The 17,382-nt window shown below is 51.6% G+C and carries 14 protein-coding genes; 3 read left to right on the forward strand and 11 right to left on the reverse strand.

Features of this window, described 5'->3' with window-relative positions:
- Nucleotides 1-23 precede the first annotated feature (23 nt).
- Nucleotides 24-1,172, forward strand: a complete 1,149-nt coding sequence (locus QZN53_RS09990; protein ID WP_163438821.1) for a cellulase family glycosylhydrolase — start codon at nt 24-26, stop codon at nt 1,170-1,172.
- On the opposite strand, the gene lpxA is transcribed toward QZN53_RS09990, so the two are convergent.
- On the reverse strand, nt 1,173-1,940 hold the full coding sequence (lpxA, locus tag QZN53_RS09995; RefSeq protein WP_163438822.1) for an acyl-ACP--UDP-N-acetylglucosamine O-acyltransferase: 768 nt from the start codon (nt 1,938-1,940) through the stop codon (nt 1,173-1,175).
- Between the two features lie 95 nt (nt 1,941-2,035).
- Between lpxA and QZN53_RS10000 the strand changes: the two genes are divergently transcribed.
- Nucleotides 2,036-3,070, forward strand: coding sequence for a glycosyltransferase (locus tag QZN53_RS10000; protein ID WP_294652839.1), 1,035 nt, complete (start codon nt 2,036-2,038; stop codon nt 3,068-3,070).
- A 19-nt stretch (nt 3,071-3,089) separates the two neighbouring features.
- On the opposite strand, the gene QZN53_RS10005 is transcribed toward QZN53_RS10000, so the two are convergent.
- From QZN53_RS10005 to QZN53_RS10020, 4 genes are read right to left on the reverse strand one after another with little or no spacing between them, the layout of a single operon-like run.
- Nucleotides 3,090-4,382 (reverse strand): CCA tRNA nucleotidyltransferase, encoded by a 1,293-nt coding sequence (locus tag QZN53_RS10005; protein ID WP_163438824.1) that lies wholly within the window; start codon nt 4,380-4,382, stop codon nt 3,090-3,092.
- Between the two features lie 14 nt (nt 4,383-4,396).
- Nucleotides 4,397-4,858, reverse strand: a complete 462-nt coding sequence (locus QZN53_RS10010) for a hypothetical protein (protein ID WP_205428138.1) — start codon at nt 4,856-4,858, stop codon at nt 4,397-4,399.
- An 18-nt stretch (nt 4,859-4,876) separates the two neighbouring features.
- Nucleotides 4,877-7,015: a gliding motility-associated C-terminal domain-containing protein gene (locus QZN53_RS10015; RefSeq protein ID WP_163438825.1), complete on the reverse strand. Its 2,139-nt coding sequence runs from the start codon at nt 7,013-7,015 to the stop codon at nt 4,877-4,879.
- A 9-nt stretch (nt 7,016-7,024) separates the two neighbouring features.
- Nucleotides 7,025-7,645 carry a sigma-70 family RNA polymerase sigma factor gene (locus tag QZN53_RS10020; RefSeq protein ID WP_163438826.1) on the reverse strand — a complete coding sequence of 207 codons (621 nt, stop codon included), beginning with the start codon at nt 7,643-7,645 and terminating at the stop codon, nt 7,025-7,027.
- A 179-nt stretch (nt 7,646-7,824) separates the two neighbouring features.
- Here QZN53_RS10020 and QZN53_RS10025 point away from each other — a divergent pair, with 179 nt between their 5' ends.
- Nucleotides 7,825-9,630 carry a thioredoxin family protein gene (locus QZN53_RS10025; protein WP_163438827.1) on the forward strand — a complete coding sequence of 602 codons (1,806 nt, stop codon included), beginning with the start codon at nt 7,825-7,827 and terminating at the stop codon, nt 9,628-9,630.
- An 83-nt stretch (nt 9,631-9,713) separates the two neighbouring features.
- Here the strand turns inward: QZN53_RS10025 and glgA are convergent, their stop codons facing one another.
- From glgA to QZN53_RS10055, 6 genes are all read right to left on the reverse strand, one after another.
- On the reverse strand, nt 9,714-10,943 hold the full coding sequence (gene glgA / locus QZN53_RS10030; RefSeq protein WP_163438828.1) for a glycogen synthase: 1,230 nt from the start codon (nt 10,941-10,943) through the stop codon (nt 9,714-9,716).
- Nucleotides 10,944-10,958: 15 nt separating this feature from the next.
- Complete coding sequence (locus QZN53_RS10035) at nt 10,959-11,165, reverse strand: hypothetical protein (RefSeq protein WP_163438829.1); 207 nt, start codon at nt 11,163-11,165, stop codon at nt 10,959-10,961.
- 34 nt (nt 11,166-11,199) lie between these two features.
- Nucleotides 11,200-12,573, reverse strand: coding sequence for an alpha/beta hydrolase (locus tag QZN53_RS10040; RefSeq protein ID WP_294652849.1), 1,374 nt, complete (start codon nt 12,571-12,573; stop codon nt 11,200-11,202).
- Between the two features lie 309 nt (nt 12,574-12,882).
- Complete coding sequence (gene folE, locus QZN53_RS10045) at nt 12,883-13,452, reverse strand: GTP cyclohydrolase I FolE (protein WP_163438830.1); 570 nt, start codon at nt 13,450-13,452, stop codon at nt 12,883-12,885.
- A 19-nt stretch (nt 13,453-13,471) separates the two neighbouring features.
- Entirely contained in the window at nt 13,472-15,583 is a 2,112-nt protein-coding gene (locus QZN53_RS10050) for an InlB B-repeat-containing protein (RefSeq protein ID WP_294652852.1), read from the reverse strand.
- A 146-nt stretch (nt 15,584-15,729) separates the two neighbouring features.
- Complete coding sequence (locus tag QZN53_RS10055) at nt 15,730-17,193, reverse strand: glycoside hydrolase family 5 protein (RefSeq protein ID WP_088628469.1); 1,464 nt, start codon at nt 17,191-17,193, stop codon at nt 15,730-15,732.
- Nucleotides 17,194-17,382 lie beyond the last annotated feature (189 nt).

Here is a 17,382-nt window from a genome sequence, read left to right on the forward strand (position 1 = left end):
GACATCCATTATCTGAGAGAACCATGAAAAAAGAATTAACAGCTCTTGTACCGTTTGCACTCGCCCTGAGTTTGTGCCTGACCGCCTGCGACAACGGCGGCTCCCATAACGCCGTGGCCCCTAAAGAAGATGATTCGACAGCGGCGAAGGCTATCGACTATTCCAAGGGTCGCGCCATGAACAAGAGGCTCGGCAAGGGTATCAACCTTGGCAACTCCTGGGAATCCCAAGGGAGCAGCCTTGACTGCAGCTGGGGTAACTGCATTGAAGACACCGATTTTGCTGTCGTTAAGGCGGCAGGATTCAATTCTATTCGACTCCCCGTGCGTTGGCAGCAGGATTCCGACTATGGCACCCATACCGTAGACCCTGCCCGTCTCGCCGGCGTGAAAGAAGATATCGAGCTTGCCCTTGCCCAAGGACTCGCTGTCATCGTGAACTTCCACCACTATGTCGAGCTGAACGAAGCCGGTAACAACTATACGACCGACCCCCAGGCATACGAAGAGGAAAAGGCTCACTTCTTGAAATTGTGGGAACAGGTCGCCACGGAATTGAACAAATACCCCGATTCCATGCTCGTGCTTGAAATTTTGAACGAGCCCACCATTTCTAACGCCGAACGCGTAAGCAACCTCATGAATGACGCTTACCAGGTGATCCGTGCAAACGCACCCGGCAAGACAATCATGTTCGAAGCCTACCATGCCGCAAAATTTGCAGACCTTAAGGACTTGAAACTGCCGGAAGACGGAAACATCATCTATTCCGGGCATTATTACGAACCCTACACCTATAGCCACCAGGGCCATAGCTACGCCTGCAAGGGCGACGACGCTTACGCCAACACCGCTATTTACGACATGGCCACCTATTCAAAGATTGCAACGGAGCTCTACCCCGACGTAAATGGCGGACACGTTCCCATGAACATGGGTGAATTCGGCATTTCGGGCGGCGGCGACTTTGCCAACAGCAGAAGTTGCAACGAAGGCGAATCGCTCCCGTCGGCAAGAATGAAGGCCAAGTGGGCAAAGTTGACTATTCAGGCTGCGGAATCGAACGATATTTCCTGGCACTACTGGGGATTTACGAAAGTAGGCGGATTCGAAGCCTACAGCCGTAATGATGACGCTTGGTACGAAGGATTCCCCGAAGCTTTCGGATTCTAATTACGGGCGAACAAGCGAGCCGCCCCAATGCTCGTCGAAAAAGGCTTGGAACAAAGGTTCCGGGCCTTTTTTAAGTTCCTCGATGACCTCGGCCACGGGGCGCCCGCTGCGATAAAGTTCGCGGTAGGCACGCGAAAGGGACTGGATCCGTTCCTCGGGGAAATCTTCAGGATGCAGGCGCAGAGCGTGCAGGTTCAAGGCGCCGTAGCGAATCGGATTGCCGGACGCCTTGGTGCACGGGGGAACGTCGCGGTCCACCTTGTGCGTGCCGCCCACAAAAGCGTAGGCGCCGACCTGATTGCGCTGCTGGATAGCGGTAACGCCGCCGATAGTCGCATATTCGCCGATGCGCACGTGGCCGCCCAACTGGCAACTGTTTGCGATAACGACCCCTGTTCGAATATCGCAGTCATGGGCGATATGCGAATAGGCCATAATTAATACTTTGTCCGCAACACGCGTGCAACCGCCCCCCTGAACCGTGCCGCGGTTGAGCGTGCAGTATTCACGGATGGTGCAGTTTTCGCCAATAGACAGTCGAGTGGGTTCACCCGCGTATTTTAAATCTTGAGGGGGGCCACCGAGAATGGCTCCGTCGTACACATGGGTGTTTTTCCCGACCGAAACTCCGCCATACACATGCACGCGGGATTCCAAAATGACACCTTCGGCAATTTCGGCACCGGCATCGACCAAGCACCACGGGCCAATAATGGCGGATTCGTGGACTTTTGCTTGCGGGCTTACAAATGCGGACGGATGAATCATGCCCCAAATTTACTAATTTTAGCCACATGGGCGGTATAATCATTGCATGCTTGACAGCACTGTACGTAATCCTCTTCCTATTTTTCATAATAGGAGTGATTCGTACGCACCGTTACAGAGGGCCCAAGGCAACCCCGAGTGTTTCGGTCGTGGTCCCCATGCGCAATGAAGAAGAATTCGCGCAACGCACTCTGGAAGCCCTCGCGGAGCAAGACTACGCCGGCGAATGGGAAGTGATTTGCGTAGACGACCGTTCCACCGATTCTACCAAGGAAATTCTGGAAAAATTTGCGGCCACCCACCCGAAATTCAGGGTGCTTAGCCTCTCGCCCGATTTGCCGCAAATTGCAAGCCCTAAAAAGCGAGCCCTCGAAAGCGCCTTCAAGATCGCAAAATACGATGTGCTTTTGACGATGGACGCCGACTGCATTCCGCGCAAGAGCTGGATTACCGCCATGGCAGGCCGCTTTAACGACGGCATTTGCATTGTGCAAGGCCCCAAGCAGAATAACGGCAGCCGCACGATGCCGCACCTGTACCAGAAACTCGAAACCTTGGGCTACACCGCCATGGAAGCCGCAGGCTTTAGCTGGGGTCACCCGATTGTGGCATCGGCCGCATGTCTTGCCTACAAAAAGGACCTGTTCTTTGCCGTGGGCGGTTTTGGCGACCTGGTGAACCTTTCAAGCGGCGATGACGACATGCTCATCCACAAGATGATGAAAATCCCGGGAACCAAGGTCTGCTACAACCTGGACAAGGACGCCGTGATTGAAACCGCACCGGTGCATACCTGGAAGCAGCTCTTTAACCAGCGCGCCCGCTGGAGCAGCAACGGCACCAACTACGAAAGCAAGGCATACATTCTGATGCTCACGCTGATTTACACCTACTACATCTGGATGTTCATTAGCCCCTGGTGCGTGCTCTTTTTGGATTGCCCCTGGCAGTGGTGCGCATTCAGTATTCTGCCCAAGATTCTGGTGGACTTTGTTTTCTTGATGATCGCTTCTTGGAAACTACATGCCAAGCGCAAGATGCTTGCATTCTTGCCCACTGAAATCATTCAGGTTCCGATGATTGTATTTGCCGTGCCCGCAGGCATCACCGGAATGTTCAGGTGGAAGTAATCAAATGTGAAATGTGTAATTAATCATTCCACATCTTTTTCGCCCAGGCGATAGCCTCTTCGGCGTTTTTGATTTCGCCGTCGAGTTGCAGTTCGAAACTCTTCTTGATGATTTCGCCCATTTGCTTGCCCGGCTTAACACCCATATCCATGAGCATTTTACCCATCAGGTAAGGCTGCGGAGCTTCTTCAATCAAGTCCAGTTCACTTGCTGCTTTCCAAAGCTTGTCGGCAAAGCATTCGCCATCGGCTGCAGAACCCGCATAAAATTCTCGAGGCGTGCATTTTACGAGCAGACCAAGGAGTTTCAACCCGCCGAGCTTTACCGCAAGGCGGCGGAGTGCCGGAGCATCGTTTACAATGGCCGTATCCAGCTCTTGGTACGCCTTCAAAAGCGGAGGCACAATCTTGAGCAAGTGCGTTTCGTTCGTGATGCGTTCCAGGAACTTGAGCGAGGTTTCCGCGCTGTCACTCAAGAGGGCAGCAAAGGCAAATTCCATTGCCTGCGCCTCGGGCAAAGTGTCGCGCAGAGGAACCATGTTGTCGAGAATCGTACCGAGAGTTTCCCAGGATTCCTTGAACGGATGAATCTCGGGGAAATATTCATCGAGCTTGATATCCAAAAACGCCTTGAGACCCAGCGAAGGCTTGCCCGGTTTCAGGAGCCATTTCTTGAATTCTTCGAACAGACGTTCTACGGAGAGATCGTCGAGTGATAGCGTGCGGCAAAGTTCAACAGTATCGGGCGCGAGCGTGCAACCGAAACGGCTCGCAAACTGCACCCCGCGCAAAATGCGCAAGGAATCTTCGGCAAAAGCGGGACCCACATGACGCAAGGTGTGCGATTTCAAGTCGTCAATACCGCCATAGGGGTCACAAAGCGTGAGTTCCGGAAGTTCCATGCCCATGGCATTGATGGTAAAGTCGCGGCGGAGGGCAGCTTCTTTAAAGCTCAGCTTTTCGTCGGTATGCACCACGAAACCGCGATGGCCATAGCCCACCTTGCTTTCGGTACGCGGGAATGAAAAATCGAGAGACAAGCCCTTCATGGCCAAATGAATCACGCCAAAAGCCTTGCCCACCAAATTCGTGCGACCGTATTTGGAAAGAATCGGAACAAGAGCGTCTTGCGCCATATCGTAGACTTCGACATCGTAGTCGCGGCAGGACTTGCCTAAAAGAGCGTCGCGGACCCAGCCGCCCACTAAAAACGCACGACCGCCCGCTTCGCGGATATCGCCTGCAATCTTGAGCAAGCGTCCGGGCAAATCCGGTTCGAACCACTCGCCTGCAAGTGTCTGCAATTTTGCCATCTACGAAGACCGCCTTACTGGAAATTTCCTACGTCTGCAGCGGAGGTGTCCGGTTCCGGATTTTCAGCCGGAGAATTGGCTGCCGGAGAGCTTTCTGCAGAAGGTTCGACAGACTTATAGCGGTCATAAATACTTGTGGTCTTTACACCCGAAGAATCTTGAAGAGCCTTAGTTACAGACACTTCGCCGTCTTCACCGGCTTTTGTTGAATTGTTCGACCTGGACTTTGTCGTATCCGATGCGGCAAAGCGGTCATAAATGCTCTTGCGGGCGGCGACCCCTTCGGCCTTCTTTAATGCTTCTTCTTCGCGACACACGCGCAATTCTTCTTCGGCATAGGCGCGCTGGTCAGGCGAATAAGTCATGGTGTTTAAGCGGTATTCCATTTCTTCGCACACCAGTCCTTGGCGTTCGCCCGCGCAAGCCACCAGCAGCATGGCAATGCCCAAAAACAACCACACAGCAATACGATTCATTTCAAAACCTCTGACCCGTTAATGGGCAATAATAAACTTGCCCTTCTTGACCTTGGAGCCCTTCTTTACGACGTAATAGTAGACGCCAGGCGTCACCAGCCTGCCAGATTTTTCACGGCCGTCCCATTCCACCTTGCCGCCCAAGACGTCTTCATTGCGGAAGTACTTGATCAAGGCGCCGCCACGGTTGTAAATGCTCACCGTAGACTTTTCGGCAATGCCTTCGATTGTAAGGAAAGCTTGAGTCTTGGGCCTAAACGGAACCGGATAAGCATGGACCTTTACTTCGGCAGAATCGGTCATGTTCTTATGGGCATCCTTAAGATCGTTACGACGGTAGTAGCTCACGCCCTTTTCGTGGGCAAACCAGACGGCACCGACAACCGGATCAACAGCAAGGTCGGCAACATAGTTATCCAACAGGCCATCTTTTGTGGTAAAACGCTGAATCTTCAACGTATCAGGAGAACCATTCTTGGGAGTCAAACGGTATACACCCTGGTTTGTTGTTCCAACCCAAAGGTTTCCATGACTATCCACATCAATGGACGTAAATTCTGCACCTAGCATGCCATTTGTCGAAGCCGGAGTCATAAGCGTATCAGCCTCTTCATCCAAATAAGCAAGCGACGACATCGAAACAAGCCACAACCTGTTGCCAACAGGGTCATACACCATATCGACAGGAGCCGGATTCATTCCGCCATAATACTTGACTTGACCATCAACAAGTTCGCCACCATGGGCTTTCGGCGAAGGGAACGTGATTACGTCGAGACCGCCTTCATTTGCAAGTGCGGTTCCGTTCTTGCTGGTAATATACACGACCCATTTTCCGTCTTCATCCATTTTTGAATACATCACGCCGGGCACGGCGTTGCTACCGATCCCGTTTGCACAATGCACTTCGCCATCTCTGGTAAAGTAGACAACCCCATAACCGTGATTGCTACCCGTCGACGACAAGAATCCTGAATTATCGGGAGCGGCAATGGTCGAGACAGAAATCGCATAGTTGGGAAGATATTTTTCAAAGCAGTAATCGTCTTCGGACTTGAAATCATATTCAAGGTGTGCGCCCCACTTCGAATACATCAAATACACAAAGCCCCAAATGTGGTAGAACATGTGGCCATCGGGCAGATAAGACAAAGTCTTCATTCTCGCCGCATAACCACTAGCCCCGTTCGACAATGTTCCGTATGCATAGTGAGGTTCACCCCAGCCACCAACGCTACCATAGCTCAACTTGCCATCGACAGACATTGCCAAAACACCGCCTTGAGGAGCAGCCTTCAGCTCGTACACTTCGCCGGGAGCATATCCATTAAGTCCGGTAAGATCTGTAACCGTCTTTTCGCCTGTCTTGTTGAAGAAGACATATTCTGAACCAACAAGATATGTCCCATCTTCAGATTTGACCTGCCACTTGACTTTGCTTGAACCATCGTCATGATAGAGTTGTCCATCGGTCAAAACTTCCGAGCCCACCTTTACCTGCTTAACCGGTTCATCAAACCCTTCTACAGAGGTTCCTTTGGGCACAAGAACCCATGAATTCGGATCGCTCAAGCGGTTATCGCCAAGCATGTTTCCCCAGTTCATTTTACGGACATAAATTTCATTGTCCATCTTGACATACAGGGAATCTCCTCGCAGCGAAAGTTCGCGAATCGGAGTAATCGAGAGCGACCTGGAAGCAATACGGTCAATCGTCAAAATCGAGCGGTACTGCGTGACATCGAAAAACGCAAGTCGGTCTTCGAAGGCAATCGTCATTACATTTCCGCTAACAACGGTACCACGAGGCACTGTGCGGACATTATTTTTGACGTAAGAGCGATTGACAATGTGCCAGGGAATACTGCCATCGATAAATAGCGCGATCATGCCAAATTCAGAAACCGCATAAACAGCATGTTCCGTAGAAACAACAGAATGGAATCTGGATGTTTCTAGACCATGTTCCGAATGGTATATGACGCTTTCGTTAATGGAACGGAAGCGAAGGCCACCGTCGGTTGCCAATAGAACACCATTTGCAAAAGACGTCACGTCATGAATCGGGAACGGGTCCGAAAACGCCCCCCATTTATCGTAGGCGCCCACATACGCTGCCCAAAGCAGCAGACAAAAAAATAGAGATTTGAACTTCACTCCCTAAAATTACGAAAATTCACTCGCCCGCGTTAGCAAATCGTCCAAATTCATGCAAGAAGTTTCATTATTTTTATATTTAGACATATATACATTCTTCTTTCTGCGCATCTTCTTGATCGCATCGGTTTTTCTTTTTTGGAATGTACTTCGGTTTACGCCACAATACAGGCACGCCTCGGAGGCCCGAATTTCGCCGATATAGGAATATTCCACAGCCATTTTCTCGGCAGAAGTAAGGTCCTCCATCAAGCGGTCCAATTCTCGACGGACGACACGCCTGCGGCGTTGTTCATAGACTTCATGGGCAATCGCGCCCGTTCCTGAAGCGTCATAGGCGATAAAATTGTCCGACAGCTGCGAAAACGGGGTTACCGGAGGCAATCTTCGGTTCATGTCATGAAAAGCGTTGTGGACGACAGCCCGAAACCAAGGAGTCATCGGCTTATTCAAGTCCAAAGTATACGCAGACCGGCATAAACGGAGCGCAACCTCTTGAAAAAGGTCTTTTGCGCCGTCGGGGTCGCTACTCTGGAACTGACATAGTTTGTAAATTTGTGAAGCGTTCTTGCGCCACACTTTTTCAACCCATTTGGGAGGTTCTTCTGTTAAAATTCTGGATTTAGCCATAAGCCTATCGGAATTTTGACAGCGAACTTTCAGTTGCGATAAAATTTATGAAAATAAAAGCGAAAAAACGAATTTTTAGAAATTTTGCAAACTATTGTTTGCAGCTATCAACAGCTTTTTTTAGTTTGGCTTTATTTTTGGTAATTTATCCACAATCTGTGAACGCACAAGAGTTCAATATGAACTCCATGCCGCCCCCGGAAATGCAGATGCAGTACAGCGCAGGCGCATTGAAAGACGGTGGAAAACTGACCGTTTGGGTAACCATTCCCGAGAAGTGGCACGTGAATGCAAACGAAGTCACCGACGAATTCCTGAAGCCCTCTTCGATTGAAGTCAAGGCTGAAGGAATCGAATTCGGCGAAGTCGTGTGGCCCGCCCCGATCAAGGAATACAACGAAGCATTGGAACTTGAAATCCTCACCTTCCGCGGGGAATTCAAGATTGAAATTCCGGTGAAGAGCGTTGCCGACAAGTACGATAGCCTCGGAACCGAAGCGACATTCCATTACCAGGCCTGCGACAATTCCATTTGCCTCGCGCCTGCAAGCAAGACGATTTCGCTCGGCGCAAATGCGGCTGGCGCAAAATCCAGCAACGTGAATAACAGCGCAAAAAAAAACGACTCTGAAACTGAAGTAGCCTCCAGCACTGGCGACAACGAGAACCTGGATATGGGCGCCGTGAGCGATGCAGGCGCCAACGAGAAGTTGGAAGCAAGCGCCGCTTCGGCAAGAATTATCGCCCTTTTGTTTTTCGCTTTCCTCGGCGGAATTATTCTGAACTTGATGCCGTGCGTGCTGCCGGTGCTTTCGCTCAAGCTCTTTAGCCTGATCAAGCAGGCCGGCGAAAGTCGCGGACGGCTCCTCGCTTTGGGAGGAGCCACAACGGCGGGCATTCTGGCAAGTTTCTGGGCGCTGGCCGCCGTTGTCGCCGCCGTCAAGGCCGGCGGCGGGTCCGCGGGCTGGGGCATGCAATTCCAGAGCGCCGGATTCATCGCCTTCATGGTCGTGATTCTGACTGCATTTGCCATGAGCTTTTTCGGAGTGTTCGAAGTGTGGCTCCCGTGGGGTGCCACCACCAAGATGGATGAAGCCGGCCATAAGGCAGGATTTGCAGGCGCCTTCTTTACCGGCGCGTTGCTTGTTCTTTTAAGCACACCGTGTTCTGCTCCCTTCCTCGGCACTGCCATGGGATTCGCCTTTGCGCAAACGACGCCTGTACTCTTCTTGTTCTTTACGGCGGCAGGGCTCGGCCTTGCCCTCCCCTACATGCTCGTAAGCGCCTTCCCGAAAGTCCTCAAGGTATTCCCGAAACCAGGTCCATGGATGGTGAAGCTCCAGAAGGTGATGGGCGTATTGCTCCTTGCAAGCGTCGTTTGGCTCTTGTGGATTGTGAATGAACAGGCCGGCACCGCGGGCGTCGGGATGTTTGCCATTGTCGTAGTAGCAAGTATCGCCTGCAGCGTTCTGCTCGGCAAATTCGCGCCGCCGGGAGTTGCCTTCGGGCGCGAAGTCGCCGGAATCGGCTTGAGCGTCGCAGTTCTTGTATCAATTTGGTTTGCCGCAATCGCTCCTGAATACGAACGTGCTGCCAGCGAAAAGTTCAACACCCGCATGCAAGAACAGATGACGGCTGACGGCTGGTATCGTTATAGCCCCGCGCTCATCGAAGAATTTGCGAAAGCAAATCGCACCGTCTTCATCGACGCCACCGCCGACTGGTGCCTCACCTGCAAGACGAACGAAGCCGCCGTTCTCAACCGCGACGAATTCCGCCGCGCCATGGATAGCTTGAATGTGGCTTTGGTGAAGGCCGACTGGACTCGCGAAACTCCCGAAGTGAACGCACTCTTAAAGAGCATGCACAAGTCGGGCGTGCCCGCTTATGCGATTTATCCGGCTGGGGATGTGTCCAGACAGATTGTTCTGCCTGAGCTACTAACAACGAGCGCAATCGTCGAGAAGATTGTTTCTCTAAAGTAAAAAAGAACCTCTCCAAAAAAGAGAGGTTCAAGTATCTTCTAATAGTCACACGAATTCGGGAAACCTAACGGTTTCCTTTTTTTCTATCGCTTGCCTTCACGCTTGTAGCGGTCGATGCATTCCTGGTAGAAGTCGAAGGTCTGCTTGGCAATCGACTTCCAGCTGAATACGTCAATCGCACGCTTGCGGCTGACTTCGCCCATCTTCTTTGCCAGTTCCGGGTTTTCGAGAATCTTGTTGAGCTTGTTCGCGAAATCGGTCTGGAAAGCCTTCGGGTCAGCCGGTTCGAAATCCGTTTCGGACTTGGCCTTGAGCGGAACCAGGAATCCGGTTTCGCCGTCCACGATGATTTCGGGAATGCCACCGACTGCAGAACCGACCACTGGCGTACCGCAACTCATCGCTTCGAGGTTAATGATGCCAAACGGTTCGTAGAGGGAAGGTGTTGCAAACACGGTCGCATGGCTGTAGAGCACACGGAGTTCTTCGTGCGGAACGGCTTCCTGAATCCAGACCACGCCATCGCGAGTCTTCTGGACTTCTTCGATGAGAGCCTTGCATTCGTCGGCAAGTTCAATAGTATCCGGAGCACCAGCGCAGAGCACCACCTGGGCGCCCTTGTCGATTTGCGGAATCGCCTGGATCAACTGGCTAATGCCCTTCTGACGCGTAATACGGCCCACGAACAGCACAAACGGACGCTTCGGGTCGACGCCCCACTTAGCAAGGATTTTTTCGTCGAAGGTCGGAGCGTAAAAGTCCGGATCGATACCGTTGTAAATCACCTTCACGCGGTCTTCGGGAACTCCATAGAGTTTCATCACGTCGCGCTTCATACCCTGGCTCACGGCAATCACGCCGTCGGCCGCTTCGTAAGCAGTGCGTTCAATCCAGCAGCTCATGGCGTAGCCACCATCGCCCAACTGCTCGGCCTTCCACGGACGGTGCGGTTCAAGCGAATGCGTCGTGAGAATCAACGGGCACTGCAAAAGACGGCTAGCGAGCACGCCGCCAAAATGGCTGTACCATGTATGACAGTGAATGACGTCGATATCCTTGAGAGCGGCCGCCCACTGGAGGTTAATGTCGAGCGGCTTGAAAATCTTCTGGAAACGATCATCGTGCGGGTTCAAACCCAACTTGCGAGAAAAACCGATGGCGCGAATATTGTCCTTGTCTTCGTCTTGCACGCCAAAGCAACGTGCTTCCACATGACAAAGCTTTGCAAGTTCCTGCGTAAGGAACTTTACGTGAATACCTGCACCGCCATAAATTTCCGGCGGGAACTCATTCGTCAAAATTGCTGCGTTCATGGAACTAAACTCCGTTTACTGCATTAAGATAGCTTTGTTTTGCCCACCGGACAAACCCGTAATAAAAATGTAGGTGTATTCTTTTAAAAATTTTGGGGTTTCGCCCCCGAGCTTTCTTAATAGCAAAAACACCCAAGCCGAGAGTCGCGGGCAAGCTCGCTTGCCCATGACCGAGGCGCCGCGTTTTGAATTGACTTCGTCAATAAAAAACACCCCGCCCATTCGGACGGAGTGTAAGGAGTGAGTGTGGAGTTTCTTAGAAATTCTTGCACTGGGTTTTCCAATGGCCCTGCTTACCGATGATGCTGCCATCGATATACTTGCCAGTGGAACCAACGAAGTCGGCCTTGCGTTCGGTTTCGCCACCGAGATGCCAGCGCATCCAGGCAACCGTTGCAGCCATGCCATCCCAAGAACCGGAACCGTGGCCATAGCCACCTTCACTGTTTCTCGGACCGCCATTCATTTCGATAAGGCAGGCAGGAGCGCGAACGCCCTGGTTGTTATAGTCATTCTTGGCGTTGTCCTTTTCCATACCAACTTCGCCGTAAAGGATTGCGATGGAGCGATCGGTCGGAACCTTGTTCGCACCGTTGCCATTCCAGTCGCCGCTGTTGTTCAGGAATGCGGTAAGCACGCGCTTGTCCTTAATGACGGCCTGTTCGGATTCGAGGCCGCCCATGGAGTGGCCGGAGCATCCGACAGTGTTCAAATCAAGCTTGTTGTAAAGCGGGCTGTTGGAATCCTTGTTCTGCTGATCCATCCAGTCAATCGCCTTGATAGCCTGAGAAGCATCACCCGGAGATTCCTTTAGGGCAATCACCACAAAGCCGTGAGAAGCGAGGCGGCGAATCATGCCTTCGTAGGCACCCGGTTTAGTACCACCACCCGGGCCCCACACCACGACGGCGTGCTTCTGGTCGTTAGAAAGCTGTTTCGGGTAAGCGAGAATGCCACCGCGATCCCAACCGGTATCCGTCTTGTATTCGACCTGCAATTGGTCCTTTTCTTCTTCCTTACCGCTAGCAAGGAAGACGCCCTTGGGAGCTGCGCTAGAAGAAGACACAACCTGTTCGCTAGAAGAGCTGGCCGGCTTTACGGCTTCGCTGGAGCTGGACTTGGGGGAATCCACGGCAGAGCTAGAAGTCGGAACGGGATCGGAACCAGCGGCAGAGCTGCTAGAGATTGCAGGAGGATTCGTTGCCGTCGTATCGACAGGCTGCTGTTCACCGCCAGGTCCAACCACAGGTTCGGTAACCTGGGCAGCCGTGTCTGCGGGCTGAACAGTCTGCGAAGAATCTGCAGGCTGAGTGGGGTCAGTCACGCCCTGATTCGGATCTGTCGGAGTCGCATTCGGGTCTGCCGGATCCACAGGAGTAACGGTCCCCTGTTGTGCAGGGTCAGTCACCGTCTGTGAGGGATTTGTAGCCGGATCAGTCCCCTGTTGAGTAGGATCCGTCACCGTCGTTTGAGAAGAATCGGCAGGATTCTGCTGTTGCTGATACTGCTGCTGAGCATCAGCAATTGCGTTATTGACTTGATCCGCAGCGTCGCCGCAGTTAACCAAAGCAAAGGCAGCACCTGCAACCACAAGGCCCTTTGCCAGATTCTTGAAATATTTCGATTTCATTGTGACTCCTTTTATACCTTTCCCTTAACACCATTTTAAAGATACCTTGAAAAACGAGCGAAAAAAACAGTCCGGAACGAGTTTCCATGGACAATAAGTCCATAGCCCAAAGGGGGCAAAAATGGCGAAATTAGCTCAAAAATCAAGATTTTTACAATTTAATTTATACGTAATTTATCCATAATGGATAAGGTTATTCTTACACATACGGAACCGCCCCATTTAGCTTATTTTGAGCAAAAAGGAAAGCCCCCGACCAGAGCGGGGGACTAAAACCAGAAAAACATTAACACGTTTTCTGAAAAACGTTTACCTGGGAGCGTAAATTCTGGACATGAATTCGGCGCGGGTCTTTTCGTCGGTTTTGAAACGGCCCAAAAGCTGAGTCGTCACCATGGTGGCACCCGGTTTCTTGACGCCGCGCATGGTCATGCACATGTGGGATGCCTCCAAAACCACGGCAACACCCTTCGGGTTCAGTTCCTTCTGGATGAGCTCTGCAATCTGGCGCGTCATGCGTTCCTGAATCTGCGGGAAACGTGCATAGAATTCCACCACACGCGGAATCTTGGAAAGGCCAACCACGCAATCGCCCGGAATATAGGCCACATGAGCCTTGCCCGTGAACGGAAGAAAATGGTGTTCGCACATGCTTGCAAACTCAATGTCCGGCACGATAATCATTTCATCGTACTTTTCATGAAAGCGCGTCTTGAGAATGTCTTCGGCACGCATCTCGCCCGAAAGGCCCGTCATGAGTTCGGCGTACATCTTGGCGACACGCTTGGGCGTATCGACAAGACCTTCGCGGTTCGGGTTTTCGCCCATGCCTTCCAGAATCATCCGGAAGCCGTCTTCCATTTTCTTAAAATCCATCATGGGGCCAAAGATAGCAAAATCAGCGGATCGTGACAGCGCGGGTTTCGTTTCCGTAGCGGATTAGGAACTTGCCGGCGTCCATAAAGTCCATGAGCATCATGGGTTCCGTTCTTTCGCGGCGAAGCAGGCGGCCCTGCAGGTCATACACGAAAAGCATCTTGCCCGGAGCAAGTCCGAACAGGCTCACGCTCTTGCCACCCACCACGGCACGCCATTCGCCCTGGAGCGTTCCGGGCTGAGCAGGCATGGTGCCGCCGGTAATGACAAAGTTGTCGATGTAGCCAAATTCCTGGACGTACGAGCCATTCACCTTGACGTTCACGACATTTTTATGATTGCTCACGTTGCAGAACATTCCCGCAAACATGTGTTCGTCACCGCAGCTGCTGTTGGCAAGCAAGCCCGTAATGGAATGACCATTGCCAAGGAAAGTTCCTTCGTAATCCCAAATGGCATCCCACACGAAATAGGTCAGCGAGTCGTCGAGATTCAACGCGGAATCTTGCCATATATTTTCGTTGATGACGATGTCGGAGTCGAGCGAGGCGCATGCCTTGGGATTGCGCTCGATGCTATCCAAGGTGCCGTTGACAAGGCCCGCGAACCAATAAAGTTCTTCCTTGTTCTTTAAATGGTAGCAACCCGTTGTATCTTGTGCGGGCATCTGCGGAGCCGGAGTCCATTCCGCAAACAGATCGATGCTTTTCTTTTCCGTCAACTGCACCGCCGAAATGTAGCTGAGCTTTTCCGGTGTCCAGCGATAGAATTTCGCTCCTTCGCGAGTAGGGGTCTTGAATTCAAAACCGACATCGGCGGCATTGAACGCGGTCAAATTTTCAAGATTGTTTTCGCCACCATTCATGTGGTACGTGACCGTATACTCCGTGGTATTCCACTTGGCGTAAACCGTAAGGTCTTCGGTGTTGCTCGCGGGGATTTCGGCAATCTCTGTTTCGAAAAGGGAATCTGCATACCAGCCCGCAAATTCAAAGCCTGACCAGTATGCCTTACCCAACACATAGGCCGCAGAATCCGCCGACCACTTGACTACATGGGGCTTGTAGAATTCGGTGCCGTTATAGAACTGGCCGCCGTTCATTTCGATATCTACGACAAAGTAGCTCTTCCATTTTGCATAGAGAGTCCAATCACCGTAATGTTCTGTCTTGATGGTATCGATTTTTTGCGTAAAGTCTTCGTCCAGGAACCAGCCTTCGAATTCGTCGTTTTCTTTTTGCGGGTCGGCAAGGACGATGGCAGAATCACCCTTGGCGTAACTAGCCGGATTCAGTTCGCTATTTTCACCACCGTTCAGCACATAGTGAATTCCGAATTGAACGCTGTCGGCGGCAGGAGCGGTGTTTGCGACAGTAGAACGCAAGCCTTGGACAGAGACATCAGCATAGACATTCGTCATTTGAACAAGGCCTACGACCTTGCCCACGATTCCGCCGGCTTCACCGCCCGAGAAATAAGAATCCGTAATGCCCAGGTTCCTCACGACGGTAACGTTTTTGCCCCATACGTCATTCTCGTCGCCAAGAGTTACAAAAAATCCGTCACCGCCGCGCAAGCCAGAAATCTTGTAGCCGTTGCCTTCGAAAGTTCCTTTGAACTTTAAAGGAATCCACCATACATAATCTTCTCTGGACAAGTTCCCGGTAGAATCCAGAAGATTTTCGTTCACCACGATGTCATTCTGGAGCGAAATGCAGCCTTCGAAACGGTAATCATCTTTTTTAGAGAAAGCGGTAGAATCGGCAATCGAAACAGTCGCAATGCCGTAAAGTTCTTCGGCAGTATAAATCAGGTAGCAGCCGCGTTCATCTTGCTTGGGCGTTTGCGGAATGAGTCCCCATCTAGCATACACGCTAAAGCTGCCGAGGTAGTTCGCAAGCACGTACATGGAATAATCTTGATATTCGCCGTAGTACATGTTGGGCGGAACATCCACGCCTTCAGAAAATTCAATGTACCAACCTAAAAAGGAATAGCCTTCGCGAGAAGGATCTTTCAAATCGAAGCGGCCAGCGACTTCGTCGTAGCTTTCGGGATTTTCAGGATGGTTGATGCCGCCGTTCAGATTATAATTAATCGTGTAGGCGTTAGCCGACACTGCGGCTAACAGCATTAAGGACCCTAACACTGCGTAAACAGAACGAAACATTTTTTCTCTTCATCACTCAATGTGACAGAGTGAATATATATCAAAAAAATCCAGATTCTCATGGAACCTGGATTTTCCTTGGACATTAAACGTAATTTTACAAAATAATGTTATCTAAGATTTACCTTAGTCAAGTTACCCTTGCACTTAGCAAAATAGATGCCAAGCGGAAGGCCTTCAAGCGAGAGGTTGTTGGCAGCACGGCGCACCAACGCACCGTTCATGTCAAACAAAGTAATACTACCGTTCGCTTCGAGACGATTACCCACGCGGACTATCTGGCCCAAATTTGCGGCCTGCGACTTCGCCGCAGCAATCTTTGTCGGACTGGCAAAGTCTTCGACATGCGTGATTCCGTTATTCACGTAATCGGCAAGCCCATAAGCGTGACGCATGATGTTCAGAACTTCCAGATCGAACACGGAGCCGTCGGGTTCCGATTGCCTGCGGATAATCGTCATATTGTTTTCGCCCTCGTGGCCCGTATCCCAGGCGACAGGCACCACCTTGTGCTTGAAGGCAGATTTCATCAAGTAGTCATAATACGCAAGGCGCCCCTTGCGATGCTTGGCATACTTGTCGCCCGTCAGAACTCCCACGCGGTCGTTCGCGCCGAATTCGCCGATTAAGACAGGAACTCCCTTGTCGACAAAGTTCGTCTTCATTTTGCCGAACTGGTCGTCCATACGGTCGCCTGTACAGGGATCGCCCATGGCATTTGCCCAAGCATTATAGCCGCAGTTGTGTACGATGTCATCGCCAGTCGCCAAGTCTTCTGTACCCCAGTAATACTGCGGCTGCACGATTGCACCCCAATCGGCAGGCTCGTTCATGAGCGTGTATGTGTACGGATCGTAGTAATGCACCTCGACCATCAGGCGGTCTGCAATCACGTCTTTCGGCAACTTAGAAACCGGCATGACTTCGCAGGTGCGGTCCACACTTGTCGACGGTCCCTGAATCACGAGCGTACGGCTTGCATTGTTGCCACCGGTGGCGCGCACGGCATCCACAAAGGTCTGGTGGTATGTCATGAGAATTTCGGTTTCGTGCTTGTAATTGTCATCGGTAGTCGCAGGCTCGTTCGCACTCGCGAAAAGCAGGCGCTCGTTATAGTTCTTGAAGCGATTTGCAATCTGCGTCCAGTAAGCTTTCTGCTTTGCATTCACTTCGTCTTTCTTGTCGTCGCTCAAGTTACCCTCGAGCCAGCCGCCATCCCAGTGAATGTTCAATACAGTCACTAGTCCTGCGCGCATGCACATGTCCACGACCGTCTGCACCGAATCCATCCAACTTTCGTTAATCACGCCGTTTGTCGCATGACTATCCCAAGCGCACGGTATGCGAATGGTGCTAAAGCCGGCCGCCTTGACCGAATCGATATAGGCTTCGGTCGGGAACTTGTTGCCCCAACCGGTCGGATTCCCCGGCACTTCCATCGTATTACCGATGTTGATGCCGAAACCCATCTTCTCGAAAATTTGATTTGCAGTAGGGAGCGTCTCGGCAAACGAGAACGAAACCCCAGAGATGGAAGCGGCCACTGCCGCAGTCCTGAGAATGCTTTTAAGCATAAACAACCCTTTAGGGATGCACATGCAACCCTTATTTAAACAACCCAGCTAAAATATAATTCAAATGCAGAAAAAAACAAAAGTCCACGTCGGAAAAAGCGTGGACGATTTATCAAATAGGTAGGAACAACGACGCCCTGTGGGCATTACACGAAAACGACTTCGTTTCCGATGCGCGGGGATTCCGTG

Source organism: uncultured Fibrobacter sp. (assembly GCF_900316465.1).
GTDB lineage: Bacteria > Fibrobacterota > Fibrobacteria > Fibrobacterales > Fibrobacteraceae > Fibrobacter.

Excerpts from the sequence above, each read along its gene's own strand:
- QZN53_RS09990 (WP_163438821.1), top strand. The coding sequence starts at position 24 with ATGAAAAAAGAATTAACAGCTCTTGTACCGTTTGCACTCGCCCTGAGT.
- lpxA (WP_163438822.1), bottom strand. The coding sequence starts at position 1,940 with ATGATTCATCCGTCCGCATTTGTAAGCCCGCAAGCAAAAGTCCACGAA.
- QZN53_RS10005 (WP_163438824.1), bottom strand. The coding sequence starts at position 4,382 with ATGGCAAAATTGCAGACACTTGCAGGCGAGTGGTTCGAACCGGATTTG.
- QZN53_RS10010 (WP_205428138.1), bottom strand. The coding sequence starts at position 4,858 with ATGAATCGTATTGCTGTGTGGTTGTTTTTGGGCATTGCCATGCTGCTG.
- QZN53_RS10020 (WP_163438826.1), bottom strand. The coding sequence starts at position 7,645 with ATGGCTAAATCCAGAATTTTAACAGAAGAACCTCCCAAATGGGTTGAA.
- QZN53_RS10025 (WP_163438827.1), top strand. The coding sequence starts at position 7,825 with ATGAACTCCATGCCGCCCCCGGAAATGCAGATGCAGTACAGCGCAGGC.
- glgA (WP_163438828.1), bottom strand. The coding sequence starts at position 10,943 with ATGAACGCAGCAATTTTGACGAATGAGTTCCCGCCGGAAATTTATGGC.
- QZN53_RS10035 (WP_163438829.1), bottom strand. The coding sequence starts at position 11,165 with ATGGGCGGGGTGTTTTTTATTGACGAAGTCAATTCAAAACGCGGCGCC.
- QZN53_RS10040 (WP_294652849.1), bottom strand. The coding sequence starts at position 12,573 with ATGAAATCGAAATATTTCAAGAATCTGGCAAAGGGCCTTGTGGTTGCA.
- folE (WP_163438830.1), bottom strand. The coding sequence starts at position 13,452 with ATGATGGATTTTAAGAAAATGGAAGACGGCTTCCGGATGATTCTGGAA.
- QZN53_RS10050 (WP_294652852.1), bottom strand. The coding sequence starts at position 15,583 with ATGCTGTTAGCCGCAGTGTCGGCTAACGCCTACACGATTAATTATAAT.
- QZN53_RS10055 (WP_088628469.1), bottom strand. The coding sequence starts at position 17,193 with ATGCTTAAAAGCATTCTCAGGACTGCGGCAGTGGCCGCTTCCATCTCT.